Annotated in this window: 16 protein-coding genes; 10 read left to right on the plus strand and 6 right to left on the minus strand. The window is 69.2% G+C overall.

Annotation, left to right across the window (positions count from 1 at the left end):
* Window positions 1–177 precede the first annotated feature (177 nt).
* Window positions 178–4,638: an aminotransferase class I/II-fold pyridoxal phosphate-dependent enzyme gene (locus OG905_RS06965; protein ID WP_443044061.1), complete on the plus strand. Its 4,461-nt coding sequence runs from the start codon at window positions 178–180 to the stop codon at window positions 4,636–4,638.
* 18 nt (window positions 4,639–4,656) lie between these two features.
* On the opposite strand, the gene OG905_RS06970 is transcribed toward OG905_RS06965, so the two are convergent.
* Window positions 4,657–6,462: a glycoside hydrolase family 15 protein gene (locus OG905_RS06970; RefSeq protein ID WP_328666746.1), complete on the minus strand. Its 1,806-nt coding sequence runs from the start codon at window positions 6,460–6,462 to the stop codon at window positions 4,657–4,659.
* A 272-nt stretch (window positions 6,463–6,734) separates the two neighbouring features.
* The gene (locus tag OG905_RS06975; protein ID WP_328666748.1) at window positions 6,735–7,757 is read right to left on the minus strand and encodes a multicopper oxidase domain-containing protein; all 1,023 of its coding nucleotides are present in this window, start codon (window positions 7,755–7,757) and stop codon (window positions 6,735–6,737) included.
* A gap of 208 nt (window positions 7,758–7,965) precedes the next feature.
* Here OG905_RS06975 and OG905_RS06980 point away from each other — a divergent pair, with 208 nt between their 5' ends.
* Entirely contained in the window at window positions 7,966–10,449 is a 2,484-nt protein-coding gene (locus OG905_RS06980; protein ID WP_328666750.1) for a ThuA domain-containing protein, read from the plus strand.
* A 56-nt stretch (window positions 10,450–10,505) separates the two neighbouring features.
* Window positions 10,506–12,650 carry an OmpL47-type beta-barrel domain-containing protein gene (locus OG905_RS06985; RefSeq protein WP_328682086.1) on the plus strand — a complete coding sequence of 715 codons (2,145 nt, stop codon included), beginning with the start codon at window positions 10,506–10,508 and terminating at the stop codon, window positions 12,648–12,650.
* Window positions 12,651–12,737: 87 nt separating this feature from the next.
* On the opposite strand, the gene ligD is transcribed toward OG905_RS06985, so the two are convergent.
* On the minus strand, window positions 12,738–13,751 hold the full coding sequence (gene ligD, locus OG905_RS06990) for a non-homologous end-joining DNA ligase (protein ID WP_328666753.1): 1,014 nt from the start codon (window positions 13,749–13,751) through the stop codon (window positions 12,738–12,740).
* Between the two features lie 52 nt (window positions 13,752–13,803).
* Between ligD and OG905_RS06995 the strand changes: the two genes are divergently transcribed.
* Window positions 13,804–14,868 (plus strand): ATP-dependent DNA ligase, encoded by a 1,065-nt coding sequence (locus tag OG905_RS06995; RefSeq protein WP_328666756.1) that lies wholly within the window; start codon window positions 13,804–13,806, stop codon window positions 14,866–14,868.
* On the opposite strand, the gene OG905_RS07000 is transcribed toward OG905_RS06995, so the two are convergent.
* Window positions 14,835–15,350, minus strand: a complete 516-nt coding sequence (locus tag OG905_RS07000) for an AMP-binding protein (RefSeq protein WP_328666758.1) — start codon at window positions 15,348–15,350, stop codon at window positions 14,835–14,837. The genes OG905_RS06995 and OG905_RS07000 overlap by 34 nt on opposite strands.
* A 92-nt stretch (window positions 15,351–15,442) precedes the next feature.
* Between OG905_RS07000 and OG905_RS07005 the strand changes: the two genes are divergently transcribed.
* On the plus strand, window positions 15,443–15,700 hold the full coding sequence (locus OG905_RS07005) for a hypothetical protein (RefSeq protein ID WP_328666759.1): 258 nt from the start codon (window positions 15,443–15,445) through the stop codon (window positions 15,698–15,700).
* Between the two features lie 116 nt (window positions 15,701–15,816).
* Here OG905_RS07005 and OG905_RS07010 read toward each other — a convergent pair whose 3' ends face one another.
* Window positions 15,817–16,779, minus strand: a complete 963-nt coding sequence (locus OG905_RS07010) for a GlxA family transcriptional regulator (protein WP_328666760.1) — start codon at window positions 16,777–16,779, stop codon at window positions 15,817–15,819.
* 199 nt (window positions 16,780–16,978) lie between these two features.
* On the opposite strand from OG905_RS07010, the gene OG905_RS07015 reads away from it, so the two are divergent.
* Window positions 16,979–17,641 carry a DJ-1/PfpI family protein gene (locus OG905_RS07015; protein ID WP_328666761.1) on the plus strand — a complete coding sequence of 221 codons (663 nt, stop codon included), beginning with the start codon at window positions 16,979–16,981 and terminating at the stop codon, window positions 17,639–17,641.
* Window positions 17,638–18,084 (plus strand): hypothetical protein, encoded by a 447-nt coding sequence (locus OG905_RS07020; RefSeq protein ID WP_328666762.1) that lies wholly within the window; start codon window positions 17,638–17,640, stop codon window positions 18,082–18,084. The genes OG905_RS07015 and OG905_RS07020 overlap by 4 nt, the downstream gene beginning before the upstream one ends.
* A 37-nt stretch (window positions 18,085–18,121) precedes the next feature.
* On the opposite strand, the gene OG905_RS07025 is transcribed toward OG905_RS07020, so the two are convergent.
* Complete coding sequence (locus OG905_RS07025) at window positions 18,122–18,556, minus strand: YchJ family protein (RefSeq protein WP_328666763.1); 435 nt, start codon at window positions 18,554–18,556, stop codon at window positions 18,122–18,124.
* A gap of 113 nt (window positions 18,557–18,669) precedes the next feature.
* On the opposite strand from OG905_RS07025, the gene OG905_RS07030 reads away from it, so the two are divergent.
* The 3 genes from OG905_RS07030 (at window position 18,670) to OG905_RS07040 (ending at window position 22,349) form a co-directional block, all read left to right on the plus strand.
* Window positions 18,670–20,454, plus strand: a complete 1,785-nt coding sequence (locus OG905_RS07030; protein WP_328666764.1) for a hydroxysqualene dehydroxylase — start codon at window positions 18,670–18,672, stop codon at window positions 20,452–20,454.
* Window positions 20,455–20,607: 153 nt separating this feature from the next.
* Entirely contained in the window at window positions 20,608–21,663 is a 1,056-nt protein-coding gene (locus OG905_RS07035) for an NAD-dependent epimerase/dehydratase family protein (protein ID WP_328666766.1), read from the plus strand.
* Window positions 21,660–22,349: a glycosyltransferase family 2 protein gene (locus tag OG905_RS07040; RefSeq protein WP_328666768.1), complete on the plus strand. Its 690-nt coding sequence runs from the start codon at window positions 21,660–21,662 to the stop codon at window positions 22,347–22,349. Before OG905_RS07035 ends, OG905_RS07040 begins: the two co-directional genes overlap by 4 nt.
* Window positions 22,350–22,446 lie beyond the last annotated feature (97 nt).

Consider the following 22,446-nt stretch of genomic DNA (forward strand, 5'->3'; position numbering starts at 1 on the left):
AAAGGCCTCAACGCCTGACCCGGGGCAGCTCCGGACCTCCGGTCGCCGCCCATCCAAAGCCGACATACCATCGAAAAAGCCAACGAACAGGCCGACGTTGCCCAGCAGACAACGGTGCTGTACCGGGTGTCCGATGGTGGTAGGAGGCGGTTCGCATTGACCCGGTTCCAGCGCCTGATGGCCGGCTATTTCGTACTCGTGATCCCGCTCACTGTCGTGTACCTGACGATGCCGAGCAGCCACGACGTCACCTGGGCAGCTATCGGCCTCCTCGGCGTTTGCGCCATTCTCCTGGGCATCCGGCTCAACCGCCCGGCGCACCGCTGGCCGTGGCTGGTGCTTGCCGCCGCCAACTTCACCTTCACCGCCGGCGACACCACGTACAACATCCTCAACACCGTCTTCAACCAGCAGAATCCATTTCCCTCGCTGGCCGACGTCTTCTATCTGGCGACGTATCCGCTGTTCGCCATCGGGCTGTTCGGATTCATCCGGTATCGCGCGACGGGGCGGGAACTCGCGAATCTGCTGGACGCGTTGATCCTGGTGTCCGGCCTAGCGCTGCTTTCCTGGGTCTACCTGATCACGCCTTATGCCCAGGCCGCCGACATGACCTGGATTCAGCGAGCGATTTCGATCGCCTACCCGCTCGGTGACGTACTCATGCTGGCGATGCTCGCGCGGCTGCTCGTTCCCGGCTATGTGCGCAGCCCTGCGCTCCAGCTCCTCACCGTGGGCACGCTCGGCATCCTCGCCTCCGACGTTCTCTACGGACGTCTCCAGCTCAATGGAACCTGGCAGGTCGGCACCCCGATGGATCTGGGCTGGGTGGTCTTCTTCACCGCCTGGGGTCTGGCGGCGCTGCATCCCTCCATGGTGGAACTGACGGCACGAATGCCCGAGCGGCAGCCCGTCATCCGCGTCCGGCGGCTCGTCATCCTCGCCCTGGCCGCGCTGGTCGCTCCCACGATGCTCCTGTACGAAGCCCTGGGCGGCTCTGTGAACGACGGGGCTGTCATCGCCGTGTTCTCGGCCGTTCTCTTCCTGCTCGTACTGGCCCGTCTTTCCGGCCTGGTTCCAGTCCACTTGAAGGCCATGAGCCGCGAACGGGGCCTTCGGGAGGCGGCCGCGTCGCTGGTGGCGGCGGCCAGCGTGAAGGAGATCGCGAATTCGGTTCAGGGGGCGGCGGATCTGCTCTTCGGAGCGCGGACGCCCCACGAGGCCGTCCTGCTGACCACCGACACCGGCGAGTCCAGGCTCAACAGCGTGCGCACGACGTCGCACGTCTGGGACTGGCGGCTCGACTGGACCGACGAGACGGCCGACGCGTGGCTGCCCGCGTTCATCGCCCGTGAGACGCAGGTCGTGAAGGTCGAGGACCTCGGGAAGTCCGCAGCCTCCGAGTTGGGGGACCTGCCGAACGCCCTGCTGTGTCCGCTGTCCTTCCCCGACCGTCCGACCGGTGACGCGCTGGTCGGCGCTCTGGTCGTGGCGGGGCCGGAGCAGAGCCTGGCGGAATTGTGGGGGTCGTTCGAGACCCTGGCCTCGCAGGTCGCGCTGGCGGTGGAACGCGTCGCGCTCGGCCAGGAGGTCAACCGCCGTAACAGCGAGGCGTACTTCCGCACCCTCGTGCACAACACCACGGACGTGATCCTGATCCTCGACGACGACAACACCATCAAGTACGCGAGCCCGTCCGCCGAGGGGATGTTCGGCCGGTCCCCCCTGTATGGGGCGGCACTCAGCGAACTCGTGGCGGACCAGGACAGCGAGCGGGCGATGGAGTCCCTGGCGCGGATGCGCACCGAGGACGACCTGGACAGCCGCGACGACTGGCAGGTCCTGCAGCAGGGCGGCGGACGCATCGATGTGGAGGTCCGATGCAGCAACCTGCGGCACGACCAGACCGTCCACGGACTGGTCCTCACACTGCGTGACGTGACCGAGCAGCGCAAACTGGAGCAGGAACTCACCTACCGCGCCTTCCACGACGCGCTCACCGGCCTCCCCAACCGTGTGCTCCTGCTGGAGCGGATCGAGCGCGCACTGCTGCGCGGACGCCGGGCTTCCACCCTCACCTGCGTACTGTTCGTGGACCTCGACGACTTCAAGGTGGTCAACGACACGAGGGGCCACTCGGTCGGGGACGAACTCCTCATCGCCGTGGCACGGCGGTTGACCGGATCACTGCGGGTCAGTGACACGGCAGCGCGTCTTGGGGGCGACGAGTTCGCGGTGCTCATGGAGGGTGCGAAGGAACCGGCAGCCGCGGAAGTTCTCGCCGAACAGATAATCCAGAGTCTCACCCAGCCGTTCCGGCTCTCGAGCGGAATGGTCAGCCTCTCGGCCAGCGTGGGCATAGCTTCCGCGCAGGACAGCGCCAACGCGGAAGAACTGCTCGAACACGCCGACTTGGCCCTGTACGCGGCGAAAACGGCCGGGAAGCGGCAATGGCGCAGCTACCAGGCGCAGTTGCACACCGGAATGCTGGAGCGGCACGAACTCCAGGCGAGCCTCGAAAGCGCCATCGCCGCCGAGGCGTTCCATGTCCGCTATCAGCCCATTGTGGAGATCGCCACCGGCGAGGTCGCCGGCTTCGAAGCGCTGATCCGCTGGCCGCAGGACAGACGCGGCCTCGTACCTCCCGACCAGTTCATCGCGCTCGCCGAGGAGACCGGGCACATCATGCCGCTCGGTGCCTGGGTGCTCGAACACGCCGCCGCCCACGTGGCCCACTGGCAGCAGGCGGTGCCACGGCCGGAGCCCCTGAACATCAACGTCAACGTTTCCGCCCGCCAGTTCCGCGACCCCGGGTTCCTCGATCAGGTGCGCCGCGTCCTCGACACGTCCGGCCTGGCGAGCGGTTCGCTGGTGCTGGAGTTGACGGAGACCGTCCTCATGAATCGCGACGATCAGATACGTTCGGTGATGAGGACGCTGAAGGAACTCGGCGTGGGGATGGCGATCGACGACTTCGGCACCGGCTTCTCGTCGCTCAGTTATCTCCGTGAATTCCCGATCGACGTGCTCAAAGTCGACAAGTCCTTCATCGACGACATCAGCGTCGACGAACAGCAAGTCGCTCTGGTCGAAGGCATTGTGCGCATTGCCGACACCCTCGGCCTTCAGGTCATAGCCGAAGGTATCGAAGAGGTGGAGCAGCGAGACCGGTTGGCAGCCATGGGCTGCCGGTTCGGGCAGGGCTATCTGTTCGCCCGCCCGATGACAGCGGACCAGGGCGAACAACTCCTGAGAAGCGCCGGCGAACACCAAGCCCCACGGCTGATCAGCAGCACGGCATCGCGTCGGACGGCCCGCATTCGCCAGAGCACCGCCGACGTGGGCCCGCGGTCATCGACCGGTGGTGGAGGCGCGGCGGACGAGGATCCCGTCCGCAGGACACTGACACCCAGCGACGTGCGACGCGACCCACGCTGGGGAGATCTCGAACACCTGCGGCGTTCCAGCCCGATGTGCGATGCGGTCGTCGACGAGGTCCGCGGCCGGCACCTACGCTGCGGTGACCACTGGCTCATCGACTTCGCGTCATGCAACTTTCTGGGCTTCGACCTCGACCCCGAGATCATGGACGCGATCGAGCCGCAGATTCACCGCTGGGGCACCCACCCGAGCTGGTCGCGGCTGAGCGGCAGTCCCAGCCTCTACCCGGAGATCGAGGAGCGGCTCACCGAACTGCTCGACGCGCCGGACACGTTGCTGCTCCCGACCATCACCCTCATCCACGCCTCCGTGATCCCGGTGATCGGCGGCGAGGGCCACATCTTCATCGAGGCACGCGCACACCGCACGGTCTACGACGGATGCCTGGTCGCCCGGGGACAGGGCGCCACGGTGCAGCGGTTCCACGCCGACCGGCCGGACGAACTCGATGCTCTGCTGCGCGCCGCGCCGGTCGATTCCTCCCGGCTGGTGTGCCTGGACGGGGTCGAGGGCATGACCGGGAACCTGCCCAACCTGGCAGAACTGGCAGGCGTCTGCCGGGCGCGGGACGCATTGCTGTACATCGACGACGCGTACGGTTTCGGGATCGTCGGCGAACGCCGTGCCGACGAGGCGTCCCCGTACGGCTCCCGCGGCAACAGCATCGTCCGACATCTGGGGGAGACGTACGACAACATCATCCTGGTCGGCGGATTCTCCAAGGCGTACTCGTCGCTGCTGGCGTTCCTGGCCCTTCCGACATGGCTGAAGGACCATCTCAAGGTCGCCGCCGCACCGTATCTCTACTCCGGCCCCTCGCCAACGGCCTCGCTCGCCAGTGCGCTCGCCGGCCTGGATGTCAACGACCGGCGCGGCGACGCCATCCGCGCCGATCTGCACCGCAAGACGATGCGCATCCTGGACCATGTCAACGCCCTTGGCATCTTCACACCCAACACCAGCGGGCTGCCCGTCATCGAGATTCCCCTCGCCGACGGTTCGGACCTGGATGCGGCCGCCCAGTTCCTCTGGGACCGCGGGATCTACGTCACCCTGGCGGCATATCCGCTCGTCCAACGCGACCGGGTGGGAGTCCGCATCCAGGTCACCGCCAAGAACAGCGATGAGGACATCGACCGGCTCAACGAAACGCTGTCGGAGTTCGTCGAGCGCTTCGAACTGCAAATGCGGCCCTGACGCCTGGGCCCTCACCGGCTACTCTCCGGCCGGATGGTGACCCTGTGCCGTCTCCCGCAGGGTGAAGGCCGTGTTGACCAGCGCGATGTGACTGAACGCCTGTGGTGTGTTGCCGAGTTGGCGGCGAGTCACCGGATCCCACTCCTCGGAGAGCAGCCCGACATCGTTACGCACATCGAGCACCCTCTCGAACACCGCGCGGGCCTCGTCCTGGCGCCCGGTGACGGCCAGCGCATCGGCCAGCCACATCGAACAGGCCAGGAACGCACCCTCCGAGCCACGCAGCCCGTCCACGTCGTTCACCGCGTTGTCGTTGCTGGCGTAGCGGCGCAGGAAACCGTGGTGATCCAGCGCCCTTACCGCCTCGACAGTGCCGAGCACCCGGGAATCGTGAACCGGAAGGAAGCCGAGTCTGGGGATGAGCAGCGCGGAGGCATCGAGCACATGGGCCCCGTAGTACTGCACGAAGGACCCTTTCTCCTCGTTCCAGCCGTCGCGGCACACCTGCCGGTGGACCTCTTTGCGCATGGCCCGCCATCGCTCGACGTGGTCGGTGCGCCCGGCCAGCTTCCACATCCGCAGGGCGCGGTCGGCGGCCACCCAGCACATGATCTTGGAGTGGACGAACTGCCGCCGTGGCCCGCGTACCTCCCACAGTCCCTCGTCGGGCTCGCGCCAGTGCTCTTCGAGGTAGCTCATCAACGCGTGGACGAGGCTCCAGACATGGCGTTCCATGGGAACCCCGGAGCGCAGAGCCAGATACAAGGCGTCCAGCACCTCGCCGTAGACGTCGAGCTGGAACTGCCCCACGGCCGCGTTCCCGAAGCGGACCGGCTCCGAGCCCTCGTAGCCGGGCAGCCACAAGGCCGACGACTCTTCCGGCAGCCGGCGCTGGCCCCCCACGCCGTAGAGCGTCTGCAGGTCCGCCGGATCCCCCGCAATGGCGCGCAGCAGCCAGTCCCTCCAGGACACGGCCTCATCCCGGAAACCGCTGCGCAGCAGGCAGGAGAGGGTGAGAGTGGAATCGCGGAGCCAGCAGAACCGGTAGTCCCAGTTCCGCTCTCCGCCGATGCTCTCGGGCAGGGAGGTGGTGGCCGCGGCGACGATACCCCCGGTGGGGGCGTAGGTCAGCGCCTTCAACGTGATCAAGGAGCGCACCACAGCGTCCCGCCAGGGCCCCTGGTAGCGGCACTTCGCCGTCCAGCGCTCCCAGAAATCGAGCGTTTCCAGCAGCGCGGTCGCCGGGTCGACGAGCGGCGGGACCGGCATGTGCGAGGGTGACCAGCTGAGCATGAAGGCGAGAGACTCGCCTTCCCGGACGGTGAAGTCGAAATAGGTGCAGTCGTCGGTGGCGCGCACATCCACCCGTTGGTCGGCGCTGAGCCATGCGGAGTCGGGCCCGGCGACCGAGACGACGTAGGTGCCGCGGGTGCGCGTCCAGGGAACGACACGGCCGTGGTTGAACCGGAGCCTCAGCTCTCCGCGCATGGCCACGGTCCCGGAGAGGCCTTCCACGATGCGCACGACATGGGGCAGATCGGCACGCGGAGGCATGAAGTCGGTGACGCTCACCGCGCCGTCGACCGAGTCCCAGATGGAATCCAGCACGAGGGTGTCGCCGCGGTACGCCCGGCGGTTGCACTGACGCCGGCCGACGGGCGCGATGCGCCAGTACCCGTTGCCGGGGCCCCCGAGAAGCGCGGCGAAGCAGGCCGGAGAATCGAAACGGGGCACGCACAACCAGTCGATCGCCCCGTCGCGGCTGATGAGGGCTGCCGTCTCCAGATCACCGACGACGGCATAGTCCTCGATCATCCCGGCCATGACGCACTGCCACTCTCGGGGGCGCCCGGCGGACGGTCGACCCGTCGTGCAAACCTCCCGGCTGCCACGACGCCGACGCTGAATGCCCAGATTTTCCAAGCTCTCACGATGGCCGCCACAGTCGCTGGAGTATCAGCCTTTCCCGGTTCAGTTCGTCTTGGATGCAGCATAACTCCGGCTTTGCGACGCCGCGCGGCGTCGCATTCAGGACGAACGTGGAAGGTCCGTACGGCCCAGGCACCGACGACCGCGTTCACCCGTACGGCGCAGTACTAGTGGCCGTGCCCGCCGGTCTTCGTGTCCGAGTCGGCTTCCCGCCCGGCGCCCACCGGGTGGTGCGGCTCGTACCCCGGAATCGTCCCGTCCGGCTTTGCCACCAGGAACAGCCCGGCCATACCCATGTCGGAGTGGCTCTGGACGTGGCAGTGGTACATCCACGCCCCCGCTCCCACGCTTTCGCCCGCGACGACCTGGAAGCCGAAGGAGTCCGCCGGGCCCGTGATCTTGTTGTCGATGACGCGGCTGACATCCTCCGGACCCTCCAGCAGACCGGTCCTGTTGTCCGCCCAGCGATGGCCGTGCATATGGAAGGTGTGGTAGTACTCGCCGTGCGTGATCATGATGATCTCGACGCGATCGCCCACCGTGGCCCGGAAGTTGGGGCTCGCGCTCGCCGGCTTGTTGTTGATCGTCATGTCGTTGAAGACGATCGTGAACTGCATGTCCGGGAGGATGTCGCCCTTCCTGCGGACCACCACCGGACCGTAGAGACCCTTGCGGATGCCGCCGGTGCCGTGGTCCGTGCCGACCACATGGTCGTGGTAGTGCCAGTAGCCGGCGCTGCCGGGGCGCCAGGTGCCGTCGGCGCGCCTGCCCGGGGCGTGCGTGCGCCAGGTGTACGTGCGCGTGGCTCCCGGCTCGACATGACTCTTGCTCATCCGGGTGCCGTCGTTGGCGATGTCGTAGTCCACGCCGTGAGCGTGCAGGCTGACCGGAACGTCCATGGTGTTCTCGAACTCGATGTGCAGCGTGTCACCCTCGATCAGCTCGATGAGCGGCCCGGGGATCGACGCCTTCCCCTTCTCCAGGCCGTAGCCCATCTGGCCGTCCGTCAACTTCTCGGCATACAGCTTGAGATGGCGTATCTGGCCGCCCGCCGGGGCGGTCCTCGGTGCGTCCGCCGCCGACGGCGCGCTCGTCGCGCTCTGGGCGGAGGCCAGCGATAACGATGTCACGCCCGTCGCCGCCACCGCGCTCCCCGCCAGCAGCCGCCGGTTGAAGCTCCGTCTGTCCATGCCGAACTCTCCAGTCCTGTACGGAGATTGACGGGGCACGAATATGGCGCAGGTGACCCCGGGGACGGCGCCACGGTAACCCGATGATCTTCGTTTATCCACGCCCAGGACAAAGTTCGTGCCATTGCGGTCTTTCCTATTGGCGAACCACGAAAAGGGGTCTAGTTTCCAAGGCTGTTGTTGTGACCACAGAGGGGTGGGTGACCACATGCAGCGCACACCACATCACCGGTCGAGATCCCGAAGAGGCAGTCTGGCGGCGGCCCTTGGGGTCGGCGCACTGACCGTGTCCCTGCTCGGCGGCGGCGATGTCGCCTCGGCCAGGACCTATCCGGAACCGCCGTCGACAACGTTGTCCTTACCCTCGCCCCCGGGCGGCCAGAAGGTGAAAGTCCTCGTCTTCCACGCCTCGGCCACCGCCGAGTCGCCGACCGTCGACGCGGGCATCGCGGCGATCGAGACCATCGGCCGGACCGGGCCCGCCGCGGGCCGGTTCACGACCGAGGCCACGGACGACGCCTCCGTCTTCACCAATGCCACCAGGCTCGGCAGGTACAACGCGGTCGTCTTTCTGACCGGCGGTGGCGATGTGCTCGACCCGGAGCAGGAGGCCGGACTCGAGTCGTATCTGGAGGCCGGCGGAGGCTTCGTCGGCATTCATGACGCGGCGCGCACCGAGCCGTACTCCGACTGGTTCACCGGGCTGATCGGCGCCCGGCCGGCCGCCGCCCCGAGCCCGGTGCAACGCGCGGTCGTCGAGGTCGGCGACCGCCGGCATCCGGCCACCGCGTCGCTTCCGCTGCAGTGGAAGCGGCCCGACGCCTGGTTCAACTGGGCGGTGAACCCGTCCGGCAGCGTGCACACCGTGGCCCGCGTCAAGGAGAGTTCGTACAAGCCCGCCGCCGGCGCCAACGGCTGGGACCACCCCGTCTCCTGGTGCCGTGACTACGACGGCGGCCGCTCCTTCTACACCGGCATGGGCGGTACGGTCGACAGCTTCGCCGAGACCGACTTCCGCGACCATCTGCGCGGTGCCCTCGCCTGGACCACCCGCCTCTCGCGCGCCGACTGCAAGGCCACCATCAACGCCAACTACACCGCCGAGCGCGTCACCCGGCCCAACCAGCCCGGCCAGAACGACCGGATCGGCGAGCCGCACGGCCTGGTCACCGCCCCCGACGGGCGGGTGCTCTACATCGGCCGCGGCGGCGCCGACTCCAGCAAGCCCGTGGTCACCGACTGGAACAACCCCGACATCGGCAAGGGCCAGGGCGAGATCCATGTCTACGACCCCAAGACCAGGAAGGTCACCCTCGCCGGGGCGCTCACCGTCTTCGGCAACAAGGGCGGCGGCGATGAGCTGATCAAGGTCGAGGAGGGGCTGCTCGGTATCGAGCTGGACCCCGGCTTCATGACCAACGGCTGGGTGTATCTGCACTACACGCCGCATGCGCAGATCAACCGCGACACGCACATGGCCGAGCGCCGCGTCTCGCGCTTCACGCTCGACCTGGCTGCCGACAAGCTGGATCTCGCCTCCGAGAAGGTACTGCTCAAGTGGCCCGTGCAGATCCACAGTTGCTGTCACGCGGGCGGCGGTATGGCGTGGGACTCGAAGGAGAATCTCTACATTGCCACCGGTGACAACAACTCCTCCGGTTTCAGCGGCGGTTACTCCGGCAACAACCCGCAGCCCAACTTCAAGGACGTGTCCTTCGCGGACGCGCGCCGCACCGCGGGCAACACCAACAACCTCAACGGCAAGATCCTGCGGATCCACCCCGAGGACGACGGGACGTACACGCTCCCGGCAGGGAACCTCTTCACGGGCACGGAGCAGGACGAGGGCGGCGGCAAGACCCGCGGCGAGATCTATGTGATGGGCGTGCGCAACCCGGCACGTATCTTCGTCGACAAGTCGACCGACATTCTGTACGCGGGCTGGGTCGGTCCGGACGCGGGCGCACCGAGCACGACCTGGGGCCCGGCCAAGTACGACACCTTCTCCGCCATCACCAAGGCGGGCAACCACGGCTGGCCGTACTGCATGGGCAACAAGCAGCCCTACCGGGACCGCAATCTGCCCGATCCGAGCCGGCCGCTCGGCTGGTACAACTGCGACGCCCCGAAGAACGAATCCCCGAACAACGACGGCCTGGTGAATCTGCCGCCGGTCACCTCCAACACCATCTGGTACTCGCCGCAGGGCGGTGGCGTGGACTATCCGCGGGACGGCAATGGCATCCCCAGCTACAAGACGGAGGAGCAGAAGATCCTCATGCCGTGGCTCAAGGGCGGCGGCCAGGCGACCATGAACGGCCCGGTCTACCGCTACGACGCGGCGAGCACCAGCAAGGACAAGTGGCCCTCGTACTGGGACGGGAAGTGGTTCGTCGGCGACTTCTACGACGGCGACCAGCCGCGGCACGCGGTCCTCACCGACCCCAAGACCGTCGGCAAGGGCGGGATTCCGGTGCACGCCGAATCCCTGAAGAAGATCATCCCGGTCGGGACGGACGGCATCCGCAATCTCATGGACTGGAAGTTCGCCCCCGACGGCTCGCTCTATGTCCTGGACTACGGCCGCGGATTCTTCACCTCCGACTCCAAGTCGGCGCTGTGGCACGTCACGTACAAGGGCGGCGAGCCGACACCGTCCGCCGACAAGCTGGCACGGAAGGCGGCGCAGTGAGACCCGTGAAACACAGAGCGACGAGTTTCTGGACGGCCGTGGTGGCCGCGCTGACGATGGTCTTCGGCCTGATGTCGGCGGTCGCCTACGGGCAGAGCGACAACGTGGCCGCCGACCAGGTCCTCACCTGGACGGCCGGCGACTCGATCGAGAAGTACGCGTCGTTTCCGGCCACTGCGATGGCGGGCAGGGCGACCATCGTCTTCGAGAACAGCGCGGCGACCGGCAACACCATGGGAATGCCGCACACGCTGACCTTCGACGTCTCCGATCCCGAGTACAACAACGACGTACCGCTGAACATCCTCGCCAACCCCAATGACGACCAGGGCGGCAAGCACACCGCCGAGGTCACCCTCACCCCCGGCCGGTACCGCTTCCACTGCACCATCCCCGGCCATGGCGCGATGCAGGGCATCCTGACCGTCACCGAGGGCGGCGGCGAGGACACCGCGCCGCCGGAGACGTCCGCGAAGGTCGACGGCGACAAGAACGCCGACGGCGCGTACGTCGGCCAGGCCACCGTGACCGTCTCGGCGACCGACGCGGGTTCGGGTGTGGACAGGACCGAGTACGCGGTCGGGGCCGACGGCCCCTGGCAGCCGTACACCGCGCCGGTGGTGGTGAACGAGGTCGGCACGCACAAGATCCGCTACCGGGCCCGTGACAAGGCCGGCAACGTCGCCGCCGAGAAGGCGGTCGACTTCGCTGTCGTCGCCCCGCCGACCGACGACAAGACCCCGCCCGAGACTTCGGCGACGGTCAGCGGCGAGAAGAACGAGCAGGGCCAGTATCTGGGCATGGCCACGGTCACCGTGACCGCGTCCGACACCGGTTCCGGCGTCAACACCATCGAGTACGCGATCGGCGCGAGCGGGGCCTGGAAGCCGTACACCGCCCCGGTGATGGTGCACGAGGCGGGCACGCACAAGGTCCGCTACAAGGCGACCGACAAGGCGGGCAATGCGGCCCCGGAGAAGTCCGTGGACTTCACCGTCGTCACACCGCCCGCCGAGGACAAGAATCCGCCACAGACCTCGGCCGCGGCGAGTGGCAGGCAGAACTCCGACGGCGCGTACATCACGAGCGCCAAGGTGACCGTCACCGCGAGCGACGCGGAATCCGGGGTCGACAGGGTCGAGTACTCCCTCGACGGCGGCCCCTATCTCGCGTACTCCACGCCCGTCATCGTCGACCGGGTCGGCTTCCACACCCTCCTGCACCGGGCCACCGACAAGGCGGGCAACACCTCGGCCGCGCAGAAGGTGACGTTCACGATCGCCGAGGGCGGCGGCGTCCCGGCGCCCAACTGCCCAGAGTTCGACGAGCGGTTGACGGTGATCGTGGGCACGGTCGACACGGGTGTGCCCAACCGCGTCACCCGCAGCCGCTGCACCATCAACGAGCTGATCGAGGACGAGAAGGACTGGTCCTCGCACGCGCTGTTCCTCAAGCACGTCGACAAGGTCCTCGACCAGCTGCTCGCCGACGGTGTGATCGACCAGCGCGAGCACACGAAGATCTACCGGGCGGCCAAGCAGTCCGGAATCGGAAAGCCTGGCCAGAACACCGGATACCGCGATCTGTTCGACGGCACACAGGCCTCGTTCGGCAAGTGGCAGCACGTGGGCGGCGGTTCGTTCGGGCTCAACCCCGACGGGTCGATGACCAGCGGCACCACCAGAGGCGGCCTGGGCATGCTGTGGTTCCCGCAGCGGCAGTACGGGGACTTCTCGCTGAAGCTCCAGTGGCGCGACGACGCGCCGGGCACCGGCAACGCCAACAGCGGTGTCTTCGTGCGCTTCCCGTACGTCCACGACAATCCGGAGGAGCCGCGTCCCGAGTGGGTCGCCATCAAGTACGGCCACGAGGTGCAGGTTCTGGACCGGCCGGACGGCGACATGTACAAGACCGGCTCGGTCTACGGCTTCGACCGGGTGGGCCTCGGCGGCGCGGGTGTGACGCCGAAGGGCACCTGGAACGACTACGAGATCCGGGTGGTCGGCCAGCACTACTCGGTCTACCGCAACGGCGTGCTGATCAATGAGTTCGACAATGCCGGCGGCCAGGAGTTCGTCCCGCCGCGGGCGGACGACCCGGGCACGGACGGACGGCGGTACGCCTCCGGCTATATCGGGCTCCAGGTCCACGGCACGACCGATGTGATCTCCTACCGCAACATCCGCGTCAAGGAGCTGTAGGGCGTGCTTCAGAAGTCCCGCCTGCCCCGCGGGCGGACGGCGCTACTTCTCAAACACGCCCTCGCCGAGGGGCCCGGCGCGGCGCGCTCAGGCGTCGTCGTGCCGGGCCCTGCTGGGCTGTACGCGCTTGGGCTCGCCCGGCATCTTCGGATACTCCGGCGGGTAAGGCAGATCGCCGAGGCCGTGCTCCGCCTCGTCCTTTCGGGCCACCTCCAGCAGACTCTCCAGACTGAACCGGTGGTCGTCCATGTCCGCGTGCACATCGCCGACCTCCATGTACCGCGCGGGCATCGTCCTGATGTCGAAGTCCTGCGGCACGGCGTCGTCGATCTCCTCCCAGCGCAGCGGCGCGGAGACCGGGGCGAGCGGGCGCGGCCGCACGGAGTAGGCGGAGGCGATGGTGCGGTCCCGGGCTGTCTGGTTGTAGTCGACGAAGATCCGCTCGCCCCGCTCCTCCTTCCACCACTTGATGGTCACCCGGTCCGGCATACGGCGCTCCAACTGCCGGCCCACGGCGATCGCGGCCCGCCGGACCTGGGTGAAGGTCCACAGCGGCTCGATCGGTACGAAGACATGGATCCCGCGTCCGCCCGACGTCTTGGGCCAGCCGCGCAGGCCGGCCTCGTCCAGCACGGCGCGCAGTTCGTGGGCGGCGCGCACGGCGTCGGCGTAGTCGGTGCCGGGCTGCGGGTCGAGGTCGATCCGCAGTTCGTCGGGGTGGTCGGTGTCCTCGCGGCGTACGGGCCAGGGGTGGAAGGTGACCGCTCCGAGGTTGGCCGCCCACAGCACGGCGGCGGGTTCCGTCGGGCACATCTCGTCCGCGGACCGGCCGCTGGGGAAGGTGATGTGGGCGGTCGGGATCCAGTCGGGCAGATACTTGGGGGCGCGTTTCTGGAAGAACGACTCGCCGGTCACCCCGTCGGGGTAGCGCTCCAGGGTGGTCGGCCGATTGCGCAGGGCGCGGGTGATGCCGTCGCCGACGGCGAGGTAGTAGCGGACCATGTCCAGCTTGGTGTAGCCGGGCTCGGGGAAGTAGATCTTGTCGGGATTGGACACGCGTACGGTCCGCTCCCCCACTTCCAGTTCGACAGCTCCGGCCATGCCCGCCAGCGTAGGCCGTGCCGAGATTCCCCGCATACCGGACAATCGCCGTATGGATCTGCCTGTGATGCCGCCCGTGAAGCCGATGCTGGCCAAGTCGGTCAAGAAGATCCCGCCGGGCATGCAGTACGAGGCCAAATGGGACGGCTTCCGGGCGATCGTCCACCGGGACGGCGACGAGCTGGTCATCGGCTCCAGGACCGGCAAACCGCTCACCCGCTACTTCCCCGAGCTGGTCGCCGAGCTGCTGGCCAACCTTCCGGTCCGCTGTGTCGTCGACGGCGAGATCGTCATCGCCCACGAGGGGCGCCTCGACTTCGACAAGCTCACCGAGCGCATTCACCCGGCCGATTCGCGGGTGCGGATGCTCGCCGAGCAGACGCCCGCGAGCTTCGTCGCCTTCGATCTGCTCGCGCTCGGTGACGAGGCCCTGCTGGACGCCCCGCTCTCGGTGCGGCGCACCACGCTGGCCGCCGCTCTGGCCGATGCCGTACCGCCCGTGCATCTGGCGCCCGCCACCACCGACGTCGCGCTGGCGCAGGAGTGGTTCGAGCGGTACGAGGGCGCGGGGCTCGACGGGATCGTCGCCAAGCCGCTGGATCTGCCGTACCGGCCGGACTCCCGGCTGATGTTCAAGATCAAGCACGAGCGGACGGCGGATGTGGTCGTAGCGGGCTACCGCTTCCACAAGAGCGGACCGATCGTCGGCTCGCTGCTCCTCGGCCTCCATGACGCATCGGGCGCACTGCAGCACGTCGGCGTCTGCGCGGCGTTCTCCATGAAAGTGCGCGAGGAACTGATCGAGGAGCTGGAGCCGCTGCGGATGGATCCGCCGGAGGGCCATCCGTGGGCGGCGTGGGCGGAGGAGAGCGCCCACGAAAGCGCCCGGCTACCCGGCGCGCAGAGCCGCTGGACGGGCAAGAAGGATCTCTCGTGGGTGGCGCTGCGGCCCGAGCGGGTCGTCGAGGTCGCGTACGACCACATGGAGGGCGACCGGTTCCGGCACACCGCGCAGTTCCGCCGCTGGCGGCCGGACCGCGAGCCCGCCGACTGCACGTACGCGCAGTTGGAGGAGCCGGTGCGCTACGACCTGTCCGAGGTGTTTTCAGCGCCCTGAGGCGGTCGTTCACTCAGCCTGCGCGTGGCCGTCGCGACCGCCTCGGCGTGCTCCGCGCTCGTGGCGATCAGGTGACGTGTACCACTGCTCCGCACGATCCATTCGATCCGATCCGGCGACGAGCCGGCGTCGTTGGGCAGGCTCCGGCCGCCCGCCGCCCGGACCGCGAAGTCCGGCCCGGCCCACTCGTACCTGGTCCGGGGCATGATCGCGATTCGGCCACCGGGCTCGAGGCCCGCAATGATCAACACCTTGGCCACAGGGGTCACTTGGGCCGCGAAGGCGTCGGCCGTGACCGGCCGCTCGTCGCCGTTGCGTCCCCGCGACGAGCGAGTGGGGTACCTGGCCGACGTTCGCGTAAAGTGTGTCGGCGGCGCTGCCGGAGGCGGCCGGCCGCGCGAGTCGCGCGCTTCTGGCACCACACCGTCGTCCCTGACGATGCAATCAGCGGGTGATCCGAAACGGTTGCCGCACAGTGACATCCCCGACGACGAACGCGGAAGCCCGTCCGGTACGTATGAAGGGGTGGGCGCCGGCCTCCGGCGCCCGACAGAGAAGAAGAGAAGGACTACACGTGACCGCGTCACCCCTCGTACCCGTACCGATCCCGGATCGCGTCGCCGCGCTGATCGGGTCCTGCATGCCGATCGACATCCTGCAGGCAGAGGTCGACGCCGAGTGCGCCGTACGCGAGGTCAACCGGTTCCGCATGCCCCTGTGCAGCGAGGACCAGGCGGACCGCGAGCACGCGCTGTCCACGCTGGCTCAGGCCAACAAGATCCTTGCCGCGTACAACCCGCGGCTGATCATCAAGCCGTCACGCGGCTTCTGAAGTCACCGGGGTCGTGGTGAGCGTGGGCCAGGGGGCGTTGGCGGTTGCTGCTCGCGGGTGGCCCCGCGGGCGAACCGCAGCAATCTGACCCGGCACCCCGCCCCTACGCCCCGCCCCTACGCCCCGGACGACGCCGGGCTCCGGTTGAACGCGCGGCGGTAGGCCTGCGGGCTCGTGCCGACCTGGCGCTTGAAGCGGTCGCGGAAGGCCGTCGGTGAGCCGAAGCCGACCTGCGTCGCGATCCGGTCCACCGAGTGTGCCGTCGTCTCCAGCAGATACTGGGCCTGGCGGATACGCGCGCGGTGCAGCCACTGCAGCGGCGTGGTTGCCGTCTGCTCGCGGAATCGGCGGTTGAGGGTGCGGGTGCTCATGCCCGCCTGTGCGGCGATCTCGCCGAGGGTGAGTTCGCGGCGGGCGTTCTCCTCCATCCAGCGCAGCAGGGGCTCCAGCGTCATGCCGTCCGGGCTCGGCGGCTGCTCGTGGACGATGAACTGCGCCTGCCCGCCCTCGCGTTCGAGCGGCATCACCGACAGGCGGGCCGCGTCCGCCGCCACCGCCGAGCCATGGTCCCTGCGGATCATGTGCAGACACAGATCGAGTCCGGCGGCGGCGCCCGCCGAGGTCAGGAACTGACCGTTGTCGACATAGAGCACATCGGGGTCCACGTCGACCTCGGGGTGCAGGGCCGCGAGCGCTGCCGCGCCGAGCCAGTGCGTGGTCGCCCGCAGCCCGTCCAGCAGGCCGGTGGCCGCGAGCACGAAGGCGCCCACGCAGATGGAGGCGATACGGGTACCACGGGCGGCCGCCGCGCGCAGGGCGTCCAGTACCTCGGGCGGGACCGGCACGGTCGGATCCGCACAGCCGGGCAGGATGATCGTGTCGGCCTCGGCGAGAGCGTCGAGACCCCAGGGCGCGCGCAGCGTGAACGCCCCCGCGTCGACCTCCTGTGACGGAGAACAGACGCGGACCCGGTAGGCGGCCCGGCCGTCGGGCAGCCGGGTGCGGGTGAAGACCTCCAGCGGGGTGGACAGGTCGAAGGCGATGACGCCGTCGAGTGCGAGTACGGCCACGGTGTGCATGGCCATAACGTATGCCCTGCCCGGTTTCCGGCCAAGTGCCGTCAGACGGCACTCAGCTGCCGTCAGCCGCCGCCCACGGGCCTGGCGAGAATCCGGTGAAAGGTGGCGTTCACGCCACTGTCCTGTCTCTTCGGCGCTCCATAGCGTCAGTCCGGCGGCCCGGAGGGGGCCGCCCTCCCCAGACAAGGACTGGTGTTGGATGCTCGCCCAGATCGTTCTGTTCGACGGCTTCGACCCGTTGGACGTCATCGCTCCGTACGAAGTGCTCACCGCCGGCGGCATGGTCGCCGGCGGTGAGCTCACCGTCGAGCTCGTCTCCGCCGAGGGCGCGCGTGAGGTGCCCAGCGGGATGGGCATGCTGTCGCTGCGCGCCGTCGGTGTGCTGGACCCCGAGCGCGCGGACCTGGTCCTGGTGCCGGGCGCGGCGGGCCGTATCTCGGACGACGGGGGCGAGGACACCGTCCCGGCGATCCTCGGCCGGAGCCTGAACACTCCCCTGCCCGGCCTGCTCAAGGCCGCCGTCGAGCGGCCCGAGCTGGTCATGAGCACGGTGTGCGGCGGCTCCATGCTGCTCGCGATGGCGGGACTGATCGCCGACCGCCGTGCCACCACCCATCACATGGGTCTGGACGCGCTGGCCGGGGCCGGGGTCCATGCGGTCGAGGCACGGGTCGTCGACGACGGCGATCTGGTGACCGGCGCGGGCGTCACCTCGGGCCTGGATCTCGCGCTCTATCTGCTGGAGCGGGAGCTCGGTCCGCGGATCGCGCACGAGGTCGAGAGGCTCTTCTCCCACGAGCGCCGTGGCACGGTCTGGAGGGCCAGCGGCACCATCCCCGTGTCCGAAGGCCTGCCGGCGTGACCAAGTTCCTGCTCATCGTCCATGTCCTGGCGGCGATCATCGCGATCGGTCCGGTGACCGTCGCCGCGAGTGCTTTCCCCGCCGCCGTTCGCCGTGCGGCGGCCGAGCCCGGGAGCGAGCAAGCTCTCGGAGCCGTACGCAATCTCCACCGCATCTGCCGGGTGTACGCGCTCGTCGGCGTCGTCGTGCCGGTCTTCGGTCTCGCGACCGCCAACAGCCTGCATGTGCTCGGCGACACCTGGCTGATCGTCTCGATCGTGCTCACCGCGCTGGCTGCCGCGGTCCTCGGGCTGCTGGTGCTGCCGGGACAGAGCGCGGTCCTGGCGGATCTCGGTTCCGGCGCCTCGGCACGGCTCGCCATGGCGACCGGGGTGTTCAACCTGCTGTGGGCGACGGTGACGGTGCTGATGATCGTCCGCCCCGGATCCACCACAGGGGCCTGATCGGGCATGACCCGCCCGGGCAACTCCCGCTCACGGCTCAGTCCAGGAAGTCTCCGTCCACGTACACCCAGGCGCCGCCGTGCCGCTCGAAGCGGCTGCGCTCGTGCAGCGCTCCGCGCTTTCCGTGGTGCCGGAAGCGGGCGCGGAAGGTGACCGTGCCGGACGAATGGAACGGACTGCCCTCCTCGGTGTCCAGGATCTCCAGGCCCGTCCACTGCATCCCGGGGTCGATCTCGAAGTGCCGCGGCCGGGTCGAGGGATGCCACGTACGCCGCAGATACGTCTCGTTCCCGGCGACGAAGGCGCTGTAGCGGGAGCGCATCAGCAGCTCGGCGGTGGGTGCGGTGGCCTCGCCCGTGTGGAAGCGCCCGCAGCACTCGCCATAGCTGGCGGGCAGCCCGCAGGGGCAGGGCGAGGTGTCGGTGAGGGCGGGGGCGGAACCGCGCCCGGGGCGGGAGCTGCGTCGGGACATGACTCCATTTTCCGCCATTGAACGAATGGGCCCACGCGTGGCTTCCGGGTCATGGGGGATCTCCGTATGCTCCTGCGCCGGACGGACAGTTACCGTCGGTAAGGGGGATGGGGATGGATCGGGTGGGCAGCACACGACGCACCTTCATGGCGGGGGCGGCCGCGGTCGGCGGCACGGCCGCACTGGCCGCGGCGGGCACAGGCACGGCAGCCGCACAGACGAACGCGGACGGCACCGCGGCCGCGCCCTCGGTCGCCGTACTCGGCGGCGGCGTCGCCGGACTGACCGCCGCGCACGAGCTGGCCGAACGCGGATTCCGGGTCACCGTCTTCGAGCGCAGGGCGCTCGGCGGCAAGGCCCGCAGCATGGACGTCCCGAACAGCGCCAAGGGCGCACGCCGTCCGCTGCCCGCCGAGCACGGCTTCCGCTTCATCCCCGGCATCTACCACAATCTGCCGGACACGATGAGGCGCATCCCCTTCCCCGGAAACGCCAACGGCGTCTGGGACAACCTGGTCGCGCCGCCCGAGATGTCGTTCGCCCGCACCGGGCGCGAGGACTTACGGATCCCACTGCCCTGGCCGGGACACAAGCCGGCCCAGCTCACGCTCGACGAGATCCGCCGCGCGCTGACCGCCGCGCTGGACACGCTCAAGGGCATCCCCGCCCACGAGACAGCGTACTTCGTGAACCGCGGCCTGGTCTTCCTCACCAGCTGCGACGAGCGGCGCGACCAGGCCTGGGAGCGCACACCCTGGTGGGAGTTCATCCGGGCCGAGCGGATGAGTTACGACTACCAGCGCATCCTGGCCGTCGGACTGACCCGGAACATCGTCGCGACCAAGGCCGAGGAGGCCAGCACCCGTACCGTCGCCACGCTCCTTGAGGCCTTCGTCTTCAACGCGCTGGGGCGGGGCGCGGACGGCCCCCTCGACCGGATCCTCAACGCCCCCACCAATGAGGCGTGGATCGACCCCTGGGTGGACCATCTGACCGGACTGGGCGTGGACTTCCGGATCGGCTGGACGGTACGGGAAGTGAAATACGGCGGCGGGCGGGTCACGGCAGCGGTGATCGAGGACCCGCAGGGGTTACGCCAGTCGGTCACCGCGGACCACTACGTCTCCGCGATGCCGGTCGAGCACGCACGCCGGACCTGGGGAGTCGAAATGCGCGCGGCCGACCCCCAGCTGGCCCGGTGCGACAAGCTGGAGACGGACTGGATGACGGGCATCCAGTTCTATCTCACCGAGAAGGCGCCGCTGTTGCAGGGCCACCTCAACTGCATCGACTCTCCCTGGTCCCTGACGGCTATTCAGCAGGCCGGTCACTGGCCGTCCCGCGACTTCCCCGCCGACTACGGCGACGGCGTCGCGGTCGACTGTCTGTCGGTGGACATCTCCGAATGGGACAGGACCGGCATCCTGTACGGGAAGACCGCCAAGCAGTGCACCCGTACCGAGGTCGCGAGGGAGGTATGGGCCCAGCTCAAGGCGGCCGTCAATGACACGGGTCGCACGGTGCTCAAGGACAGCGCCCTGCACTCGTGGTTCCTCGACCCTGGCGTGGACGGCCTCGGGACTCCCAACCCGACCAATCAGGACGAGCTCCTGATCCACCCGGCCGGCACCTTCCACAACCGCCCGAAGGCCGCCACCGCGATCCCCAACTTCTTCCTGGCCGGGGACTATGTCGCCGTCGACATCGACCTGGCGACGATGGAGGGCGCCAACGCCTCGGCCCGCGCGGCGGTCAACGCCCTGCTGGACAGGACCGGTTCGGCGGCCTCCCGCTGCACGGTGAAGCCGCTCTTCCGCGCCCCGGAGATCGAACTGATGAAGCGTCACGACCGCACCCGCTACCGGCTGGGGCTGCGCAACGCCTTCGATCTGGGGTGACGGCCGCGCGGAAACGGGGCGGGCAGCGTATCGGCGGGCCGTTCCGGACGTCGGGGTCAGCTCCCCCTGACGGCGTAGGGAAGTCCTTACGGACCTGTGACGGCACGGCGCGCAAAGGCGATCAGTGCGCTTGTCGGCCGTAGCGTCGCCAGTATGCGTGTACTTGTCACAGGAGGCGCGGGCTTCATCGGCTCGCAGGTCGTCGCGGCTCTCGCCGCCCGCGGCCATGACCCGGTCGTGCTCGACGCCCTGCTCCCGGCGGCCCATCCCGAACCCCCGCCGCTGCCCGACGCCGAATGGATTCTCGGGGACGTACGGGACCGGGAGCTGCTGGCGCGGGCGCTGCGCGGCGTCGACTCCGTCTGTCACCAGGCGGCGATGGTCGGCCTCGGCAAGGACTTCGCGGACGCACCGGAGTACGTCGGCTGCAACGACCTCGGCACGGCCGTGCTCCTTGCGGCGATGGCCGAGGCCGGTGTGCCCGAACTGGTGCTGGCCGGCTCGATGGTGGTCTACGGCGAGGGCCGCTACGACTGCCCGCGCCACGGCCGGGTCCGCCCGGGCCCGCGGGCCACGGGCGATCTCGAGGCCGGGCGCTTCGAGCCTCTGTGCCCCGAGTGCGGCGCCGAGCTGACGTCGGGCCTGGTGGGCGAGGACGCGCCGACGGACCCGCGCAATGTGTACGCGACGACCAAGCTGGCCCAGGAGCATCTGGCCGCGGCCTGGGCCAGGGCGACGGGCGGCCGGGCCGTCGCCCTGCGCTACCACAATGTGTACGGGCCGGGGATGCCGCGCGATACCCCGTACGCGGGCGTTGCCTCCTTCTTCCGGTCCGCTCTCGAACGGGGGGAGGCGCCGCAGGTCTTCGAGGACGGGCGGCAGCGGCGGGACTTCGTCCATGTACGGGACGTCGCGGACGCGAACGCGATCGCCCTGGAGGCCCTGCGCGGCCGGGAGCCGGGTGTGCTCACCGCGTACAACACCGGCAGCGGGACCTCGCACAGCGTCGGCGAGATGGCGGACGCGCTCGCGTCCGCCCACGGCGGTCCCGCGCCGGTGGTCACCGGGGAGTTCCGGCTCGGCGACGTACGGCACATCACCGCGGACTCCCGGCGGCTGCGGGCCGAACTGGGCTGGAAACCGCGGATCGGCTTCGCCCAGGGCATGGCGGAGTTCGCCGCGAGCGGGCTGCGGGGTACGGCGTCATGACGGTCGATGTGATCCTTCCCTGCCTCGACGAGGCGGAGGCGCTGCCCTGGGTGCTGAGCCGGATCCCGGCCGGATGGCGCGCGATCGTGGTCGACAACGGCTCGACGGACGGCTCCGACCGGATCGCCCGCGACCTGGGGGCGACCGTCGTGCACGAGGGGCGGCGCGGGTTCGGGGCCGCGTGCCATGCCGGGCTGCGGGCGGCGGAGGCGGAGTACGTGTGCTTCTGCGACTGCGACGCCTCGCTGGACCCGGGGCTGCTGGTCGATTTCGTACGCCAAGTCGCCGACGGCGAGACCGACTTGGTACTGGGGCGGCGTCGGCCGCAGGGGCCCGGGGCCTGGCCGCCGCACGCCCGGGCCGGGAATCTGGCGCTGGCGCGGATGCTGCGCCGACGCTCCGGTCTGCGACTGCACGACCTGGGCCCGCTGCGGGCGGCGCGCCGCGAGGAGCTGCTGGCCCTCGACCTGACGGACCGCCGCAGCGGCTATCCGCTCCAGATGGTGGTCCGCGCGGCGGACGCGGGCTGGCGGGTGACGGAGGTGGACGTCCCGTATCTGCCGAGATCGGGAAGGTCGAAGGTGACGGGCACGTGGCGGGGCACCTGGCAGGCAGTCCAGGACATGCGGGCGGTTCTGGCGGAGCGGCCCGCGGGCCGGGTCGGCGTCATGGGTGGTGTGCGATGAGCGGTGAACGCGCCGAGGAGCGCGCCGACGTCGGCACACCGTCGCCGGACAGGCCGACGGCGACGGGCGTCGCGGTGCGCGCACGGTGGGCGGAGAC

The sequence above is a fragment of the Streptomyces sp. NBC_00322 genome, assembly GCF_036147535.1.
Classification (GTDB): domain Bacteria; phylum Actinomycetota; class Actinomycetes; order Streptomycetales; family Streptomycetaceae; genus Streptomyces.

What these genes read in the sequence shown, in the direction of transcription:
- OG905_RS06970 (WP_328666746.1), bottom strand. Translation starts at nt 6,462, where the DNA reads ATGGCCGGGATGATCGAGGACTATGCCGTCGTCGGTGATCTGGAGACG.
- OG905_RS06995 (WP_328666756.1), top strand. Translation starts at nt 13,804, where the DNA reads ATGGATCTGCCTGTGATGCCGCCCGTGAAGCCGATGCTGGCCAAGTCG.
- OG905_RS06980 (WP_328666750.1), top strand. Translation starts at nt 7,966, where the DNA reads ATGCAGCGCACACCACATCACCGGTCGAGATCCCGAAGAGGCAGTCTG.
- OG905_RS07015 (WP_328666761.1), top strand. Translation starts at nt 16,979, where the DNA reads ATGCTCGCCCAGATCGTTCTGTTCGACGGCTTCGACCCGTTGGACGTC.
- OG905_RS06965 (WP_443044061.1), top strand. Translation starts at nt 178, where the DNA reads ATGGCCGGCTATTTCGTACTCGTGATCCCGCTCACTGTCGTGTACCTG.
- OG905_RS07025 (WP_328666763.1), bottom strand. Translation starts at nt 18,556, where the DNA reads ATGTCCCGACGCAGCTCCCGCCCCGGGCGCGGTTCCGCCCCCGCCCTC.
- OG905_RS06985 (WP_328682086.1), top strand. Translation starts at nt 10,506, where the DNA reads ATGGTCTTCGGCCTGATGTCGGCGGTCGCCTACGGGCAGAGCGACAAC.
- ligD (WP_328666753.1), bottom strand. Translation starts at nt 13,751, where the DNA reads ATGGCCGGAGCTGTCGAACTGGAAGTGGGGGAGCGGACCGTACGCGTG.
- OG905_RS07000 (WP_328666758.1), bottom strand. Translation starts at nt 15,350, where the DNA reads ATGTCACTGTGCGGCAACCGTTTCGGATCACCCGCTGATTGCATCGTC.
- OG905_RS07035 (WP_328666766.1), top strand. Translation starts at nt 20,608, where the DNA reads ATGCGTGTACTTGTCACAGGAGGCGCGGGCTTCATCGGCTCGCAGGTC.
- OG905_RS07040 (WP_328666768.1), top strand. Translation starts at nt 21,660, where the DNA reads ATGACGGTCGATGTGATCCTTCCCTGCCTCGACGAGGCGGAGGCGCTG.
- OG905_RS06975 (WP_328666748.1), bottom strand. Translation starts at nt 7,757, where the DNA reads ATGGACAGACGGAGCTTCAACCGGCGGCTGCTGGCGGGGAGCGCGGTG.
- OG905_RS07030 (WP_328666764.1), top strand. Translation starts at nt 18,670, where the DNA reads ATGGATCGGGTGGGCAGCACACGACGCACCTTCATGGCGGGGGCGGCC.
- OG905_RS07010 (WP_328666760.1), bottom strand. Translation starts at nt 16,779, where the DNA reads ATGCACACCGTGGCCGTACTCGCACTCGACGGCGTCATCGCCTTCGAC.